At 67.0% G+C, this 14,651-nt stretch carries 15 protein-coding genes; 9 read left to right on the top strand and 6 right to left on the bottom strand.

Annotated features, from left to right (window positions below; genetic code table 11):
* Positions 1-24: 24 nt before the first annotated feature.
* The 4 genes from AC57BR_RS18040 (at position 25) to AC57BR_RS18025 (ending at position 3,042) form a co-directional block, all read left to right on the top strand.
* On the top strand, positions 25-1,359 hold the full coding sequence (locus AC57BR_RS18040; RefSeq protein ID WP_496363011.1) for a TRAP transporter large permease subunit: 1,335 nt from the start codon (positions 25-27) through the stop codon (positions 1,357-1,359).
* Between the two features lie 12 nt (positions 1,360-1,371).
* Positions 1,372-1,629 carry a hypothetical protein gene (locus AC57BR_RS18035; RefSeq protein WP_496363009.1) on the top strand — a complete coding sequence of 86 codons (258 nt, stop codon included), beginning with the start codon at positions 1,372-1,374 and terminating at the stop codon, positions 1,627-1,629.
* Positions 1,626-2,615 carry a cyclase family protein gene (locus tag AC57BR_RS18030; RefSeq protein ID WP_496363007.1) on the top strand — a complete coding sequence of 330 codons (990 nt, stop codon included), beginning with the start codon at positions 1,626-1,628 and terminating at the stop codon, positions 2,613-2,615. The genes AC57BR_RS18035 and AC57BR_RS18030 overlap by 4 nt, the downstream gene beginning before the upstream one ends.
* A 97-nt stretch (positions 2,616-2,712) precedes the next feature.
* Entirely contained in the window at positions 2,713-3,042 is a 330-nt protein-coding gene (locus AC57BR_RS18025) for a hypothetical protein (protein ID WP_496363005.1), read from the top strand.
* A 2-nt stretch (positions 3,043-3,044) separates the two neighbouring features.
* Here the strand turns inward: AC57BR_RS18025 and AC57BR_RS18020 are convergent, their stop codons facing one another.
* Positions 3,045-5,051 carry a vWA domain-containing protein gene (locus AC57BR_RS18020; protein WP_496363003.1) on the bottom strand — a complete coding sequence of 669 codons (2,007 nt, stop codon included), beginning with the start codon at positions 5,049-5,051 and terminating at the stop codon, positions 3,045-3,047.
* Positions 5,052-5,081: 30 nt separating this feature from the next.
* Positions 5,082-6,470 carry a sigma 54-interacting transcriptional regulator gene (locus AC57BR_RS18015; protein ID WP_496363001.1) on the bottom strand — a complete coding sequence of 463 codons (1,389 nt, stop codon included), beginning with the start codon at positions 6,468-6,470 and terminating at the stop codon, positions 5,082-5,084.
* A 64-nt stretch (positions 6,471-6,534) separates the two neighbouring features.
* Here AC57BR_RS18015 and AC57BR_RS18010 point away from each other — a divergent pair, with 64 nt between their 5' ends.
* Both AC57BR_RS18010 and AC57BR_RS18005 read left to right on the top strand, forming a co-directional pair.
* Positions 6,535-7,218: an MSMEG_4193 family putative phosphomutase gene (locus tag AC57BR_RS18010; protein ID WP_496362999.1), complete on the top strand. Its 684-nt coding sequence runs from the start codon at positions 6,535-6,537 to the stop codon at positions 7,216-7,218.
* 35 nt (positions 7,219-7,253) lie between these two features.
* Positions 7,254-7,967, top strand: a complete 714-nt coding sequence (locus tag AC57BR_RS18005) for an SCO1664 family protein (RefSeq protein ID WP_496362997.1) — start codon at positions 7,254-7,256, stop codon at positions 7,965-7,967.
* Positions 7,968-8,043: 76 nt separating this feature from the next.
* Here AC57BR_RS18005 and AC57BR_RS18000 read toward each other — a convergent pair whose 3' ends face one another.
* The 4 genes from AC57BR_RS18000 to AC57BR_RS17985 all read right to left on the bottom strand — a co-directional run bounded on the left by AC57BR_RS18000 (position 8,044) and on the right by AC57BR_RS17985 (position 12,613).
* A complete protein-coding gene (locus tag AC57BR_RS18000) occupies positions 8,044-9,516 on the bottom strand; it encodes an NAD-dependent succinate-semialdehyde dehydrogenase (protein ID WP_496362995.1) in 1,473 nt (490 codons plus the stop codon).
* Positions 9,517-9,566: 50 nt separating this feature from the next.
* On the bottom strand, positions 9,567-10,145 hold the full coding sequence (locus AC57BR_RS17995) for a cysteine hydrolase family protein (RefSeq protein WP_496362993.1): 579 nt from the start codon (positions 10,143-10,145) through the stop codon (positions 9,567-9,569).
* Positions 10,142-11,572 carry a purine-cytosine permease family protein gene (locus AC57BR_RS17990; protein ID WP_496362991.1) on the bottom strand — a complete coding sequence of 477 codons (1,431 nt, stop codon included), beginning with the start codon at positions 11,570-11,572 and terminating at the stop codon, positions 10,142-10,144. The genes AC57BR_RS17995 and AC57BR_RS17990 overlap by 4 nt, the downstream gene beginning before the upstream one ends.
* Before the next feature lie 102 nt (positions 11,573-11,674).
* A complete protein-coding gene (locus AC57BR_RS17985) occupies positions 11,675-12,613 on the bottom strand; it encodes a flavin reductase (protein ID WP_496362989.1) in 939 nt (312 codons plus the stop codon).
* A 141-nt stretch (positions 12,614-12,754) separates the two neighbouring features.
* On the opposite strand from AC57BR_RS17985, the gene AC57BR_RS17980 reads away from it, so the two are divergent.
* Genes AC57BR_RS17980 through AC57BR_RS17970 form a run of 3 tightly spaced genes read left to right on the top strand, consistent with a single transcriptional unit; the run spans position 12,755 to position 14,651 of the window.
* Positions 12,755-13,435 carry a GntR family transcriptional regulator gene (locus AC57BR_RS17980; protein ID WP_496362987.1) on the top strand — a complete coding sequence of 227 codons (681 nt, stop codon included), beginning with the start codon at positions 12,755-12,757 and terminating at the stop codon, positions 13,433-13,435.
* A gap of 53 nt (positions 13,436-13,488) precedes the next feature.
* Positions 13,489-14,100 carry an amino acid synthesis family protein gene (locus AC57BR_RS17975; protein ID WP_496362985.1) on the top strand — a complete coding sequence of 204 codons (612 nt, stop codon included), beginning with the start codon at positions 13,489-13,491 and terminating at the stop codon, positions 14,098-14,100.
* Positions 14,097-14,651 carry an amino acid synthesis family protein gene (locus AC57BR_RS17970; RefSeq protein ID WP_410555623.1) on the top strand — a complete coding sequence of 185 codons (555 nt, stop codon included), beginning with the start codon at positions 14,097-14,099 and terminating at the stop codon, positions 14,649-14,651. The genes AC57BR_RS17975 and AC57BR_RS17970 overlap by 4 nt, the downstream gene beginning before the upstream one ends.

Raw genomic sequence — 14,651 nt, 5'->3', positions numbered from 1 at the left:
CGAACACCCCGAAGGAGCAGCCCGATGATCGGCATCTGGGCACTGGGAGCCTATCTGGCTGTCATCCTGCTCTGGACGACCGTCATCAAACGCAGCGTCGGCGAAGCGATGCTCCTCGGATTCCTCGTTGTCCTTCCGTTCACCGGGGCCGCCGCCCAGGTCGGCTGGGACGCGTTCTACGACGCCATTACCGATGAGATCGTCTATGCCACCATGGCGTTCGTCTTCATGGGTTACCTCCTGGAGCGGACCGGCGTGCTGGACCGGCTGATCGACCTGCTGAACTCCCTGATCGGTGGGGTCAAAGGCGGCCCGGCGTGGGTCTCCACGGTCGCGTCGGCCGGCCTGGGCGGGGTGGTCCACAACCAGGCCGCGATCGCCGCGACCGTGGGCTCGGTGACCATCCCGTGGATGGAAAAGTCCCGCCTCGACAAGCCGTCCGCCGCAACGCTCGTGGCAGGTAACGCAGGCATGGGCATCACCTTCCCGTTCAGCGCCTCGATGTTCGTCCTTGTGGGATCCTCCACCGTCGGGCCGCTGCTAAAGGTCAACGACCTCGTCCTTCCCCTGCTGCTCGGCGGGCTCTGGTGCTTCCTGCACCGCCTGATCGTCACCTACGTGCTGATCCGCAGGAGCGACATGGCACCCCTCGATGCGGCGCACCGGACGCCTGTCCGGCGGGCCTTCGCCCAGGGCTGGGCCACCATGGTCCTGTTCGTCGTGGTGGCCATCCCGCTGATCCTCACCTCCGGTGCAATCGCCAAGGCCCTTTCCGACTGGACGGGCTCGGACGTAGCCAAGTCCGTCAGCGTCATCGTCTGGATCCCCGTGGTCCTGATCATCACGGGCCTCATCCTGGGACGGAAAAGGCTGCCGCGCGGAGGCAAGGCCTACTGGGATTTCCTGCAGCAGTCCGCGCCTCGCTTCGGCGTCGTCGGCGTCACGGTGGTTTTCGCCTTCGCCGGCGCCAACGCCCTGGCCGCCACCGGACTGCCCAAGCAGATGACGGCGCTGCTGAACCAGTTCAACCTGCCGCTGTGGCTGCTGGCCATCCTGATCGGCCTGATTGTCATCGCCGTGGCGGCACCGCTGTCCGCGACGGCGACCATGGCCGCCGTCGGAACCGTGGGTGTGGCCACGCTGGTGGCCGCCGGCGTCCCGGCGACCACCGCGGCAGTCGCGGTGCTGGTCTTTTCCTCCTGCGAGGCGGCTGTGCCGCCCGGCGGCGCTCCGCTGTACGTCGCGTGCGGCATCGCCGACGTAGACCCGTACAAAACGTTTGCCCGCCTGTTCGTCCTCTACGCCCTGCCGCTGCTGGCCATCGGCGTGCTGATCGCCGTCGGTGTCCTGCCGATCTAAGGAAGCGTGGAAATGCAGAAGTTACGACACACCGTCAACGCCATCTTCGTGGTCAGCCTCGCGGCACTCCTCATCGCCGGAATAGTTTTCGTGGCCGGGCAGGCCCTCGCCCTGATCACCGGGCAGGGTGACTGGCTGGTGACACTCAACGAGGCCGTCAAGGGCCCGGCATGCATCGCCGCGTCCGTCTGTGCCATCGCCGGTTTCCTGCTCAGTTACAAGGCGCCCGCGAAACAGAACAGCCCGCAGCAGGAAGCCCGCACGCCATGACCTCCACGGAATCCGGCGCAACCTACCCCTCCTACGAGGCACTTCTGGAACGGGAAGGGCAGCTTTCGGGCACGTCGTGGGGTCTGTTTCCCGACGCCGGGCGCGGCACGCCGTCCTTTATCCGGCCCGATTCCGTCCGGGACGCGGCCGGCTGCGTCAGGACCGGCACCGTCTTCGGCCTCGACTACTCCGCCGACGCGTTCGACCCCGGGATGTCCCTGAAACGGCGCGCTCCCCGGCACACGATCTACTCGGCACACCCCGCCCACCGGGACGACTTCCTGGACGGGTATTACCTGCAGGGATCCAGCCAGATCGATGGCCTCCGGCACCGCCGGGCGGACGACGTCGGCTTCTACAACGGCACGCCCGACGACGACATCCGGGAAGGAACAGCGGCCCTCGGCATCCAGGGGTGGGCGGAGCAACCCATCGTCGGCCGGGGCGTGCTGGTGGACGTCGACGGATATTGCCGGGAACAGGGCACGCCCATCGACCATGCGGCCGGGCAGTCTCTTGGCCTGAACCTGATCCAGGCGGCAGCAGAGGCCCAGTCCCTGACTCTCCGGCCTGGGGACATCCTCATGATCCACACAGGGTGGTCCGAGTGGTTCCTCGCGCTCCCCGCCGGGGAAAAGGAGAGCCAGCGTGACAGCCGCCGGGCCAGCGGCATCGAACAATCGGCCGAGTTCGTCGCCTGGGCATGGGACAACCGGTTCGCCGTCATCGCGGCGGACAACTTCGCCGTCGAATGCCTGCCGCCCGTCCCGGCGAGCCCATTCCGGGACACGGCGCCCAACGACCACGGCATGATGCACCAGCAGCTCCTCGCCAAACTCGGCCTCCCCCTGGGCGAACTCTGGCAGCTCGGCCCACTCAGCCGGCACATGAACGCCACCGGGAGCTGGGACGCGCTCGTCACCATCAAACCGCTGAACATCACGGGAGCCACAGGCTCCCCGGCCAACGCTACGGCGGTGACCTAGCGCCGCCACCTCCCCGACTTGTTAGCCACGTCACATTCGTCTATCGTAGTCGGGGGCCACAGCGTGGTGGCCCTTTCTAAATTGGGGAGAAAACTTAGTGAATGAGAAGCTGCGGGTCCTGGTCAGCGTTGACCTCGACGGCGCCAAGGCCCGGGTCAAGACGCAGGGCCATGTGACTGTCCAGAGCATTCAGGGCCTGTACGACGTCATGAAGCGTGCCGACTCGCTGGTTCCGGGGCTGGCACTGGAACTCGACATGACCCTTGCCGAGGTGGAGCCCCAGGCCATGGAGGAGCTCCGCGGCTGCGCCCGCTCCCACCACCTTCCGCTGCAGGTCGATCCGTTCCAGCGCGACTACCGGTTCAGCATCCTGGCACCCACCCTGGTAGCCCTCCCGGTCGCCGCACCTGTGCTGGCAGCCGCCTGACCTCAAATCCCGGCGGCCCAGTCGTCGTCATAAGCGCGGCCTCGGAAGTGGGCCCGGAGGTACTCCCCCACAACAGCGGCGCCAAGGTCCCCGGTTTCGGGCGCCACCACCCGGCCGTCGATTCGGCGGGCCAGCCGCCGGACGAACCGTTCAAGTCCCGGGTCGTCGCCGAGCCGGAAGAACGTGGCCTGCGTGCCGGCACGCGCCAGCCGGTCCAGTTCCGCGATCGTGACGCGGATGGTCTCCGGGTCCGGCGGCCAGCAGAACCATGACTCGCCGTCGGCCAGCAGATGGGCGGTGGGCTCGCCGTCGGTCACCACGAGCAGGACGGGCTGCATCGACGGGTGCTGGCGGAAGAAGCGGCCGGCCAGCAGCAGGCCGTGGTGCAGGTTGGTTCCCTGTTCCCGCAGGGGCGGCAGGGCCGTGAGCTCGCCGATGTCCATGGACTGCGCGTAACGGCCGAACGTGACCAGCTGCAGCCGGTCCCCGCGGAACCGGGTCGAGACAAGGTGGTGCAGGGCGAGCGCCGTGCGTTTCATGGGCACCCACCGTCCTTCGGCCGACATGGAAAAGGACACGTCAGCGAGCAGGACGACGGCGGCCTGGGTCCGCGCCTCCGTTTCCGTCACCTCGATGTCGCCGACGGCGAGGTGCAGTCCCCGGCCCGGATCACCGCCGTCGGCCATGGTGCGCCGGATCGCGTTGGTGATGGTGCGGGTGACGTCCCACGGCTCGGCGTCGCCGAACTCCCACTGGCGGCTGGAACCGGTCTGCTCACCGGCGGCCCCGGCGACGCGCGTATCCCGCCCGCCCTGCCGGCCGGACAGTTGCTTGGCGGTGTCCCGCAGCAGCGATTTCCCGAGCCGCCGCATGGCCTGGGGTGACAGCCTGAGGTCACCGTCGGCCCCGCGCCGCAGGTAGCCGCCGTCCTGCATCGCCCGCTCGATCTCCGCGAGGGTACGGGCGGTCACCGCGGCGTTCTGCCCGAGCTGGCGGGCCAGGGCATCCAGGTCCAGGTCATCGAGGGTTGACCCGTTGTAGTGCTGGGAGAGCTGTTCGGACAGTTCGTCGAGCTCGGCGATGTCCTGCAGTACGCCGGTGCCGTCTCCCAGCCCAAGTCCTTCCTGGCCCCCGAAGCGTTCGGAGCCGTTCCAGTCCTCGCCCGGCCGCAGGGCGCGCAGGCTGTCGTCGAGCTGGTTGAGCTGGGCCATGAGTTCGGCCGAGCCGAACGCCTGGGCGGACAGCCGCATCAGCTCGGCGCGCTGCTCGGGGGACATCGACTGCAGCAGCCGCTGGGCCGCGGCCGCGCGCTTGGCGAGGGCGTCCACCAGTTCCTCGACGGACTGCGGATTCTCCGGAAAGTAGTCACCGTGCTTGGCCATGAACTCCCGGAAATCCGCGTCGGTGTCCTCGCCGCGGCGGTGCTTGCCGAGCAGTTCGTTGAGGTCGCGCAGCATCTCGCTGACGGCTTCGCGGTCCTCATCCGTGGCGTTTTCGAGCGCCTGCTTCATGCCGGCAAACCGCTGGTCAAGGACTTCACGGCCCAGCAGGTCCTTGATCCTGTCGTAGGCTCCCCGGGCGCTGCTCGACTGCCAGTCATAGGAGGCCAGTTCGTTGACCGCTGCCGCCGTGGACGGGGGCAGGTTCTGCAGCTGCATCTCCCGGAAGGCGCGCTCGGTGTTGTCCATCATGGCGTCGCGGGCGAGCTGCTTGCGCTCCTCCAGCACCGCGGTGTCGAGCAGCTTCCTGACCTCGTTGAGGGTGCCGTCCAGCCGGTGCCGGCCCAGCAGTTCACTCCGCCGCTGCTGGACGCGCCGGGCCAGGTTGTCGAGCCCTTCGCGGTCCCGGCCGCCGCGCCGCAGGAACTCCTGCAGGGCATGCCGCGGCGAGTAGCCGGCCATGACGTCCTCGGCGATTGCGTCGAGCGCCTCTGCCAGATCGACCGGCGGGGCGAGCGGATCCGGACCACCGGCGTACCGGCCGTACCTGGACCGGTTGTGAAGGGTCATCATGCCTCCTGTGCCGAGCAGAAACTGTACTTAGCCGTAGACCGTTTCCTCGTCGTCGGACTCCTTGGAGATCCGCCGGGCGAGGTAGAGGCCCTCCAGTGCAAGTTCGACGGCGGCGGCTCGCTGTCCGTCGTTTTTCGCGCCCAGGCGCTCACTGATTTTGTCGTAGAGGCTTGATCCGTTGAGGGACGGAAGGTTCTCGAGGAACTCCTGTGCCGTGACCTGGTCCCCGGTGGTCACGGTGGTGTGGCCGTCGAGGGCGGCCACGAGCGGGCCCATGTCGAGGCCCTGGAAGTGCGCCCGGACGGCTTCGGCCGTGGCCGTGCGCAGGAGGTGGTCCAGGACGCCCTGTTCGCGCCCTTCCTCACCCGACTCAAACTCGATCTTTCCCGTGAGGACCTCCACCGCGGTCTCGAGGTCGATGATGCGCGCCACGGCCTCGTCCTCCCCGCGCACGCTGGCCCGGCGCAGGGCTGCCGCGGCGACGGTCTCGGCACCGGCGATGGCGAACCGTGCGGAAACCCCCGAGGTCTGGTTGATGGCCGGCGACTGCCGCAGGGCGCGGGTGTAGCGGGCCAGGATCTCGAGGATGACGGGCGGGACGTCGGCCACCAGCTTCCCCTCCTGCCGGATGACGGAGACCTCGTCATCGAGCTCGATCGGGTAGTGGGTGCGGATTTCGGCGCCGAAGCGGTCCTTCAGGGGCGTGATGATCCGGCCGCGGTTGGTGTAGTCCTCGGGGTTAGCGGACGCGACGACGAGCACGTCAAGCGGCAGCCGCAGCACGTAGCCGCGGATCTGGATGTCGCGTTCCTCCATCACGTTGAGCATCGACACCTGGATCCGCTCGGCGAGGTCGGGCAGCTCGTTGATGGCGATGATCCCGCGGTTGGAGCGCGGGACCAGGCCGTAGTGGATTGTCTCGGGGTCCCCCAGACGGCGGCCCTCGGCCACGCGCATCGGGTCGACGTCGCCGATGAGGTCGGCGACGGAGGTGTCCGGCGTCGCAAGCTTTTCGACGTACCGTTCCGAGCGGTGGCGCCATGCCACCCGCATCCGGTCCCCCTCGGTGAGGGCACGGGCGCGGGACTGCTCGGTGATCGGATCGTACGGGTGCTCGTTGAGTTCAGACTCCTCGATCACGGGCGACCACTCGTCCAGCAGCCCGGCCAGGGTGCGGAGCAGCCGGGTCTTGCCCTGCCCGCGTTCGCCGAGCAGGACGACGTCGTGGCCGGCGATCAGGGCACGCTCGAGCTGCGGCAGGACGGTCCGGCTGAACCCGAACAACCCGGGCCACGGGTCGCGCCCCGCGGCGAGCGCGGCGATCAGGTTGTCGCGGATTTCGTGGCGCAGGTCCTTGTGGACATGGCCGGCAGCTCGCAGTTCGCCAACAGTGAAGATATCGGGACGATCACTCACCCCTCTACCGTAGTCCTAGGTGGTAGAGGGAATCGAGCAATTTCCTCGCTACGCTTAGATCCTGATGACTGCAGCAACGCCGCCGGCGCCGCCTTCGGAAGAACCACTGGGACCGCCGTCGAGACCGGAAAGCACGCTCCTGCTTCTGGTGCGCCACGGGGAGACGCCCACCACGGGCAAGGTGCTGCCGGGGCGGGCACCGGGACTGCACCTGTCCGAGCGGGGCCGGGCCCAGGCCGAGCGGGTCGCGGAACGGCTGGCGGGCCTGGCGGTCGATGCCATCTATTCCTCGCCGCTGGAACGCACCTTCGAGACCGCCGAGCCCACCGCAGCCCGCACAGGACTGGACGTGAACCACGACGACGGCCTGCTCGAATGCGACAAAGGCGACTGGACCGGCGCCGCGATCGCCGAAGTGGCGGCCTTGCCGGAGTGGCAGACCGTACAGCACAACCCGTCCGCCTTTCGTTTCCCCAACGGCGAGAGCTTTCCGCAGATGCAGGCGCGGATCGTCGGGGCGCTTGAAGTACTGTGCGCGGCGCACGCCGGGGGCGTCGTCGTCTGCTTTTCGCATGCCGATCCCATCAAGGCGGCAGTCGCGAATGCCCTGGGCACGCCCCTGGACCTTTTCCAGAGAATCGTGATCAGCCCGGGGTCGGTCTCGGCCATCTCCTATTCGGACGGCCAGGCGCCCGCCGTGCTCATGGTGAATTCGACGTCGGAACCGCTGAGCGGGCTGCGGGCGTGAAGGTCAAGGTGCCGTGACATGGGACAGAGGGTGACATGGGACAGCCGGTGTCCGGCCGGGAGCTGACCCTCCTCGCCGAGGGCCAGGTCGAGCTCCTCGGACGCATCCCGCGCAGCAGCAACGAGACGTTCCTGGTGGAGGTCTCCTCCGGAGACGACTCCTCGTATGCGGTGTACAAGCCGGAGGCCGGAGAACGGCCGCTGTCCGATTTCGAGCCCGGACTGTACCGGCGGGAGCGTGCGGCCTACCTGCTGAGCGAGTCCCTGGGCTGGGGAATCGTGCCGCCGACGGTGATCCGCGAGGAGGCCCCCCTGGGGGTCGGGTCGCTGCAGTGGTTCATCGACTGCGACTTCAGTGAGCATTACTTCACCCTGTACGCCGATGTTCCGGAAACCCATCGCGACCTGGCGCGGATCGCCCTGTTCGATTACGTCGCCAACAACACCGACCGCAAGAGCGGGCACGTGCTGCGCGGCGACGACGGGCGGGTGTGGGGCATCGACCACGGGCTGTGCTTCTCGGCAATCTTCAAACTGCGCACCGTGATCTGGGACTTCGCCGGTGACCCCATCCCCGAAGCCCTGATTGATGACATCGCCCCGCTCGCCGAGGCCGTGCCCGCCGACGTGACCGAACTCCTCGACGGCTCGGAGGTCGCGGCCCTGCAGCGCCGGGTGCGGCGCCTGCTGCACGAACCGGTGCTGCCGGTGGACCACACCGGCATGCGGTACCCGTGGCCGCTGGTGTAACAGGCTCCAGGCGCGAACGGACACTTGTGGGCCGGGCGTTGGGGCCACAAGTGTCCGTTCGCGTTATACGGTCGATTTACGCGTAGGGGTCAGCGATGCCGATGTACTGCGTGGTGGTGTACTCGGCGATGCCTTCGGAGCCGCCTTCGCGTCCCAGGCCGGACTGCTTCACCCCGCCGAAGGGTGCCGCGGCGTTGGAGATGACACCGGCGTTGAAGCCGACCATGCCGAACTCAATCTGCTCTGCCACCCGGAACATGCGCGCGTAGTCGCGGGTGTAGAGATAGGCGGCAAGGCCGTACTCAGAGGAGTTGGCCATGGCGATGGCCTGTTCCTCGGTGCTGAAAGTGGTGATCGGTGCGACCGGGCCAAAGATCTCGGTGCGCAGGATCTCGGCGGTGTTGGATACGCCCGACAGGACCGTGGGCTGGTAGAAGTATCCCTGCCCCTCTATCGGAGCCCCGCCGGTGACCACCGTGGCCCCCGAAGCGACAGCTTCCTCGACCAGGGCATGGACATCCTTGCGGGCGCCGCCGTCGATCAGCGGGCCAACCGTCACGCCGGCCTCTGTGCCGCGGCCGGGGCGAAGCGCCTTCATGGCCTCGGCGAACCTGGCGGTGAACTCCTCCGCCACGGACTCGTGCACGAGGAACCGGTTGGCGGCGGTGCACGCCTCCCCCATGTTCCGCATTTTCGCCGCCATCGCGCCCTGCACTGCCTTGTCCAGGTCGGCGTCCCCGAACACGATGAACGGGGCGTTGCCGCCGAGCTCCATCGACGTGCGCAGCACGTTCCGGGACGCCTCCGCCATCAGCTGCTTGCCCACCGGCGTCGAGCCGGTGAAGGAGATCTTCCGCAGCCGGGCGTCCGTCAGCAGAGGTCCTGAGATGGAGGAAGCCGACGACGACGAGACGACGTTCAGCACCCCGGCCGGCAGACCCGCTTCCATCATCACCTGCGCGAAGAGCTGGGAGGTCAGGGGCGTGAGCTTTGCCGGCTTGAGCACCATGGTGCATCCGGCCGCCACGGCAGGCGCTACCTTGCGGGTGGCCATCGCCAGCGGGAAGTTCCACGGCGTGATCAGCAGGCACGGCCCCACCGGCTTGTGCTGCACCAGGATCTTGTTCTTGCCCTCGGGGGTGGTCAGGTACCGCCCGTAGTCCCGCACCGCCTCCTCCGAGAACCAGCGCAGGAACTCGGCGGCGTAGGCAACCTCGCCCCGCGCTTCGGCCAGCGGCTTGCCCATCTCGAGGGTCATGAGCAGGGCGAAGTCCTCGGCGCGTTTGGTCACCAGCTCGAAGGCACGGCGCAGGATTTCGGCCCTTTCACGCGGAGCGGTCCGCGCCCAGGACGCCTGGACGGCGTCCGCTGCGTCAAGCGCGGCGAGGGCGTCCGCGCTGGTGGCCGAGGCCAGGGTCGCCAGGACCTTGCCGGTGGCCGGGTCTTCGACGTCGAACGTGCCTCCGCCGGAGGCCTCCCGCCATTCGCCGTTGATCAGCAGCCCGGTGGGCACCGACTCCAGCAGTCCGGCCTCGCGCTCAGTGGTCACGGATTTTCCTTCAGCCACATTGGGCTCCTTACTATGCGTAGCTCATGGGGTCAGGCCCGGGCGGCCGGCGTGGCGCGGGCGAGGAGTTCCTGGCTGGTAACCACTTCGCACATGGGCGAGAGCAGCGCCAGGAGGGCCAGGGTCTGCTGCTGGGCTTCGTCGCTGACGGCGGCGCAGGCGTCGGAAACAACAGTGACGAAGCGTCCGGCGTCGACGGCGCCGAGTGCCGTGGATAGGACACAGCAGTCTGTGGCCACACCGGTGAGCACTATCTCCGTGCCTTCGGGAACCAGGGCCGCGAGCTCGGGTCCCCATTTGGAGAAGGTCGGGGCATCGAGCACGGTTGCCCCGCCTGGGACATCCAGAGTGATGTCCCAGGCCTCAGAGCCAGAGGGGAACCGCATCCCGTCCCAGCGCCGGTAGTAGGCGGCCCAGGCCCCGGCCTCGGCCTCGTCCCGGACGAACCTGGTGAACACTGCACCGGAACCTAGTGCCTGCTGCAGCCGGCTGATGACCGGCACGATCTCCTGGTACCGGGGCACCTGCCACTGGCCATCGTCACGGAAAGCCCGCTGCATGTCGATCACCACGAGCGTGGCCCCGTCCAGCCGGGAACCGCCCTGTTTCACAGGGTCTGGGCCGCGGGGCTGCTGTCCAGCATTTCCCGTCCGGAGAGGCGCTGGCGCCGGTGGGTGGCGAAGTAGACACCGGTGGCGACGGCGGCACCCACGTAGTAGGAGAGGTCACCGATCTGCGGGAAGGCTGCGGCGATGGGGCCGGTGTAGATCGAGGACATCCAGAACGGGGAAGAGAGTACGACGCCGGCTGCCCAGGCCACGAAGCCCCATTCGAACTTCCGGCTCTTGTCGAACAGTTCGCGCAGGCCCCGCTCGGTCCGCCGGCCTCCGAAGAGGTAGTCGCACACGAGGACCGCGACGTACGGGGCGATGCAGTAGGCGGTCAGGTTGAGGAAGGCAGTGAATCCGCTGTTGAACCCGGTCTGGCCCCACAAAGCCACGAAGTATGAGGCTACGCAGATAAAGACGACTGCGGTGTGGCGCTTGACGGGGACACCCATGGTCTGGATGGAGATGGCGCCGCCGTAGACGTTCAGGAAGTTCTGCGTGAAGGAGGACAAGGCGACGACGCCGAGCCCGACGGCGGCCCAGGGGCCCATGAGCTCCTTGAGCGCACCGATGCTGTCGGACGCGGTGGTGGTCGATCCGAGGAGGGTGCCCAGGATGCCCATCCAGACAAGGGTGACGAAGTTTCCCGACATGGTGGCCCAGCCGGCGCCGCGCCGGTTGCCGGGGGTGTTGGGCAGGTAGCGGGAGTAGTCGGAGGCGAACGGCATCCAGGCGACGATGAAGGAGAAGAACCAGCCGAAGAAGATGATCCAACCGCCGATGCCGTCAAAGCCGGGCGCGGATTCGTTGGCGGTGTTGACGATGCGGCCGTTGGCCGCTGCCACGATGGTGATGAAGACGAAGCCGATAACCAAAACGAACGACAGGATGCGCTGCAGGAAGTGGATCAGGTTGTATCCGATGACGGCCACCCCGAGCTGGATGCCCATGAGAATCAGGGAGGAGACCCAGAACGGAATATCCGTCAGCAGCGCGATGGCCTGGCCGCCGAGGATTACCGTCACGGCGGCCCAGCCGATGCCGGCAAACACGTTCACGTAGGCCACCGGGAAGAGGTTGCCGATGAAACCGAGTGGTCCCCGGCCCTGCATCTGCTGCGGAACGCCCAGCCGGACTCCCATTGCCGACAGGTATCCCATTCCCGCCGAGGAGGTCACGCCGGCGAGGACGATGGCCAGGACTGCGGCCCAGAAGGGCAGGCCAAAGTAGGTGGCGCTGAAGCCGAGGACGACGATGGGGAAGTTCATTCCCGCGGCGAACCAGAGGAAGAACTGGGAGCGCGGCTTTCCGTGGCGTTCGACGTCGGGGATGTGCTCGATGCCGTACGGCTCGATCTTGGTGAGGCTGTCGCGGTAGCCGCGGTCTTCGGCGACGCTGTTTTCGGCGGCGCTCATGGTGTCTGGGCTCATTTTTGTCCTAAGGTGGGATGCGCACCTTGGTGCGCTGCTTGAGAGCAGATTGGGTCGGCGCGGCTGGTTTCCTGTCCGAGGGTGGTCAGCCGCGCCGGAACTTTAGAGTTGGGCGAGTTCAGCGCCGTCGAAGAACCGTCCGGCCTTGTAGACCATCGGTGCCGTGCTGCTGGTTTCCGCGTGGCGGACCCGGCAGATGAAGACCGTGTGGGTCTTGGCCTGGAACCGCTCCTGGATTTCGGCTTCGAGGGATGCCGCCGAGCCGTCCAGGAGGGGGCTTCCCTGGGGCCCTTCATGCCAGTCGAGCTCTGCGAACTTGTCCGGCGCCTTCGAGGCGAAAACCTTCACCGTGTCCAGCTGCTCAGTCCCCAGGATGTTGATGCCAAGGTGGCTCGAGGAGAAGAGCGCAGGGTAGGTGCTGGACGTCTTCTGGACGCATACCAGCACCAGGGGCGGTTCGAGCGAGACTGAGCAGTAGGAGTTGGCCGCCAGCCCCTTGGGGGTTTCGCCTTCCTTGGTGGTCACGACCGTGACCCCGGTGATGAACTGCCGGTTGAAGGCCTTCATCAGGTCCGGGTCCAATTCCGGGAAGCCCTCGCCGTCGGAAACGGCGGGTGCGGCGATGCCGCGCAGGGGCCGGATGCCGAGGCCGGCGAGCAGTTCACTCCCGTCCCAGGTCACTGATTCCCTGACGATCCTCCCGTCCTCGAGGACCAGGATGTTTGAACCCCGGGTCTGAACGGTGAGTCCCGTCGCGGGAACCCCGAGGTATTCGTGCGTGTGTGTGCCGGTAGAGGTCCAGAAGACGGCGACAGTGCCGTCCCCTTCAACGACGTCGTCGACCGTGGTGCGCAGGTCGGGGAAAGCTTCCCGGACCGCGGCGATCTCTGACTTGAGGCCGGCAAGGTCGACGGTTGCACCCGTCGCCTTGCTGGTGCGCGTGTAGCCGGCGGCCACGAGGCCATCGAGGGCATCAAGGTCTCCCTTGTCCCAGGCCGCGAGCCAAGCCGATGTGATGAGCGGTTCCAAGGTCTGTTGCATACCAACGACGGTAAGCCAGCTCACATCGTAAGGTCAAGAGGAATACGGAAATCCGCGGTTTTCCCCGAAAAATAGGGAGTTCTCGAAAAGAATCCCCAAACCGGTTGACGCCACTGATGCATGCAACATACGCTTTCATGTATGCAAGATGATCTTGAAGTAGTCAGGGAAGCAGCTGACCGGGACGCGCTCCTGGACAGGATCCGTCGCCTCGTCCTGGGAGGCGACTTTCCCCCGGGCGCAGTCGTTCCAGAGGCTTTCCTCGCCCAGGAGTTCGACGTGAGCCGGACCCCGATCCGCGAAGCACTTAAGCAGCTTCAGCATGAAGGCCTGGTGGAGATCCGCCCGAAGGTTGGCACCTTCGTGCGGGAACCCACCCGCAGGGAGATCATCGAGCTCTTCCAGCTCAAGGAGTCCCTCGAGGGACTCGCGGCATCACTGCTCGCCCGCCGCGGGGACGTCCAGGAACTGTCCGTACTGCGGCGGAACCTTGAGGAGTCGGAAATGGCTTCGCTTACCCATGACACCGACGCCTATGCCCGGCTGGTGCACGAGTTTCACTGGACGATCGTGCGTGGCTCGGACAACCGCAAGCTTGTTGAGCACTACGAGCGGCTCATGAACCAGCTCGCCTACCAGCGGCTGGTCCTGCGCACGGTCGAGCATCCGGGCAGGCTCGAAGCCTCCACCCGTGAACACCGCGCCGTCCTGGACATGATCGAGCACAAAGACCCCTTCGGGGCCGAATCCGCCATGAGGAACCACGTTCACGCCTCATCGAGAGAGGCCCTGGCCGACCCGGCGCAAGACCGCCGCCGCTGAACCAACGACCCACGAAAGGAAGCCATGCGCTTCTCCATGATTGAAGAGCCCAAATGACGGGCGACCAAAGTTTCGGCATCCGCAAGATCGTGTACTACAGCGAGGAAATCCTGCTCGAAAACGGTCTCTCCCCCGCCGTGCCGGCGGTCCGGGCAACGGCAGCGGCCGTGGTCACCAATCCCTGGCTGGGCGGCAGCGCTGCCGATGACCTCGGCGAGGAAGTGGTGCAGCTCGCCCCGGTGCTGGCGCGCAAACTCACCGACGTGCTCGCAGCCAACCTTGGGGGCGTGGAGGCAATCCAGGCCTTTGGCAAGGCCGCGATTGTTGGGACCGACGGCGAAATCGAGCACGGCGCTGCGCTCATCCACACACCGTTCTTCGGCAACCTCGTCCGCGAGTACTTCGAAGGCGAATCCATCATCTGCTTCGCCGATGACCGCGGCGACGCCGGCGCCTCCCTGGTCGTACCCCTCTGGCACAAGAATGCCGCAGCAACACGTACCCACTATCAAACCATCACCACACGCGTCGGTGACGCACCCCGCCCAGGTGAGATCGTCGTCGTCCTCGGCGCATCAACCGGGCCGCGCCCCCACTCCCGTATCGGGGACCGCCTCACCGACCCCATCGTCAAAGCAGACACACTAGGAGAACTTGTTTCATGAGCATCCGTAAGATCGTCACCCTGACCGAAGACGTCCTCATCGAAGGCGGCCGGGAGGTCAGCCCGGCGGCAAGGGTCGCCGTCGTTGCAGCCATCGTCAAGAATCCCTGGGCAGGCCAGGGCTTCGTCGAGGACCTCTCCGCCGGCATCGACGGCAACGCGTCCGACATCGGTGCGCTGCTGGCCCCCCGCGTGCTCGAAGCCCTCGGCTCGCCGGCCGAAGCGTACGGCAAGGCCGCCATCGTGGGGCTGAACGGCGAAATCGAGCACGGCTCCGGGCTGATCCACACGCTGGCCTTTGGTAACCACTTCCGCGACGCCGCCAACGCCACCACGCTCCTGCCCGCGGTGGAAAAGCGCGGCCCGGCCGGTGTTGTCTTCGACATCCCGCTCAAGCACATCACCGACGCCACCATCCGCTCCCACCACCAGAGCATCGAGGTGAGGATCAACGACGCACCGCACGCCGATGAAATCGTGATCGCCCTCGCCGCAGCTGCCCAGGGACGGCCCCAGCAGCGCCTCGCAGCGTTCGCCACCGAAACGAAGTAG

This window comes from Arthrobacter sp. BGA-UO-ETr-C19, from assembly GCF_059568005.1.
Note: the sequence above shows the minus strand (reverse complement) of the source record. Positions and strands in the feature narration are given on the sequence as shown.

Coding starts and splice junctions, on each gene's coding strand:
- AC57BR_RS18040 (WP_496363011.1), top strand. CDS start 25: ATGATCGGCATCTGGGCACTGGGAGCCTATCTGGCTGTCATCCTGCTC.
- AC57BR_RS18035 (WP_496363009.1), top strand. CDS start 1,372: ATGCAGAAGTTACGACACACCGTCAACGCCATCTTCGTGGTCAGCCTC.
- AC57BR_RS18030 (WP_496363007.1), top strand. CDS start 1,626: ATGACCTCCACGGAATCCGGCGCAACCTACCCCTCCTACGAGGCACTT.
- AC57BR_RS18020 (WP_496363003.1), bottom strand. CDS start 5,051: ATGACCCTTCACAACCGGTCCAGGTACGGCCGGTACGCCGGTGGTCCG.
- AC57BR_RS18010 (WP_496362999.1), top strand. CDS start 6,535: ATGACTGCAGCAACGCCGCCGGCGCCGCCTTCGGAAGAACCACTGGGA.
- AC57BR_RS18005 (WP_496362997.1), top strand. CDS start 7,254: ATGGGACAGCCGGTGTCCGGCCGGGAGCTGACCCTCCTCGCCGAGGGC.
- AC57BR_RS17990 (WP_496362991.1), bottom strand. CDS start 11,572: ATGAGCCCAGACACCATGAGCGCCGCCGAAAACAGCGTCGCCGAAGAC.
- AC57BR_RS17985 (WP_496362989.1), bottom strand. CDS start 12,613: ATGCAACAGACCTTGGAACCGCTCATCACATCGGCTTGGCTCGCGGCC.
- AC57BR_RS17980 (WP_496362987.1), top strand. CDS start 12,755: ATGCAAGATGATCTTGAAGTAGTCAGGGAAGCAGCTGACCGGGACGCG.
- AC57BR_RS17975 (WP_496362985.1), top strand. CDS start 13,489: ATGACGGGCGACCAAAGTTTCGGCATCCGCAAGATCGTGTACTACAGC.
- AC57BR_RS17970 (WP_410555623.1), top strand. CDS start 14,097: ATGAGCATCCGTAAGATCGTCACCCTGACCGAAGACGTCCTCATCGAA.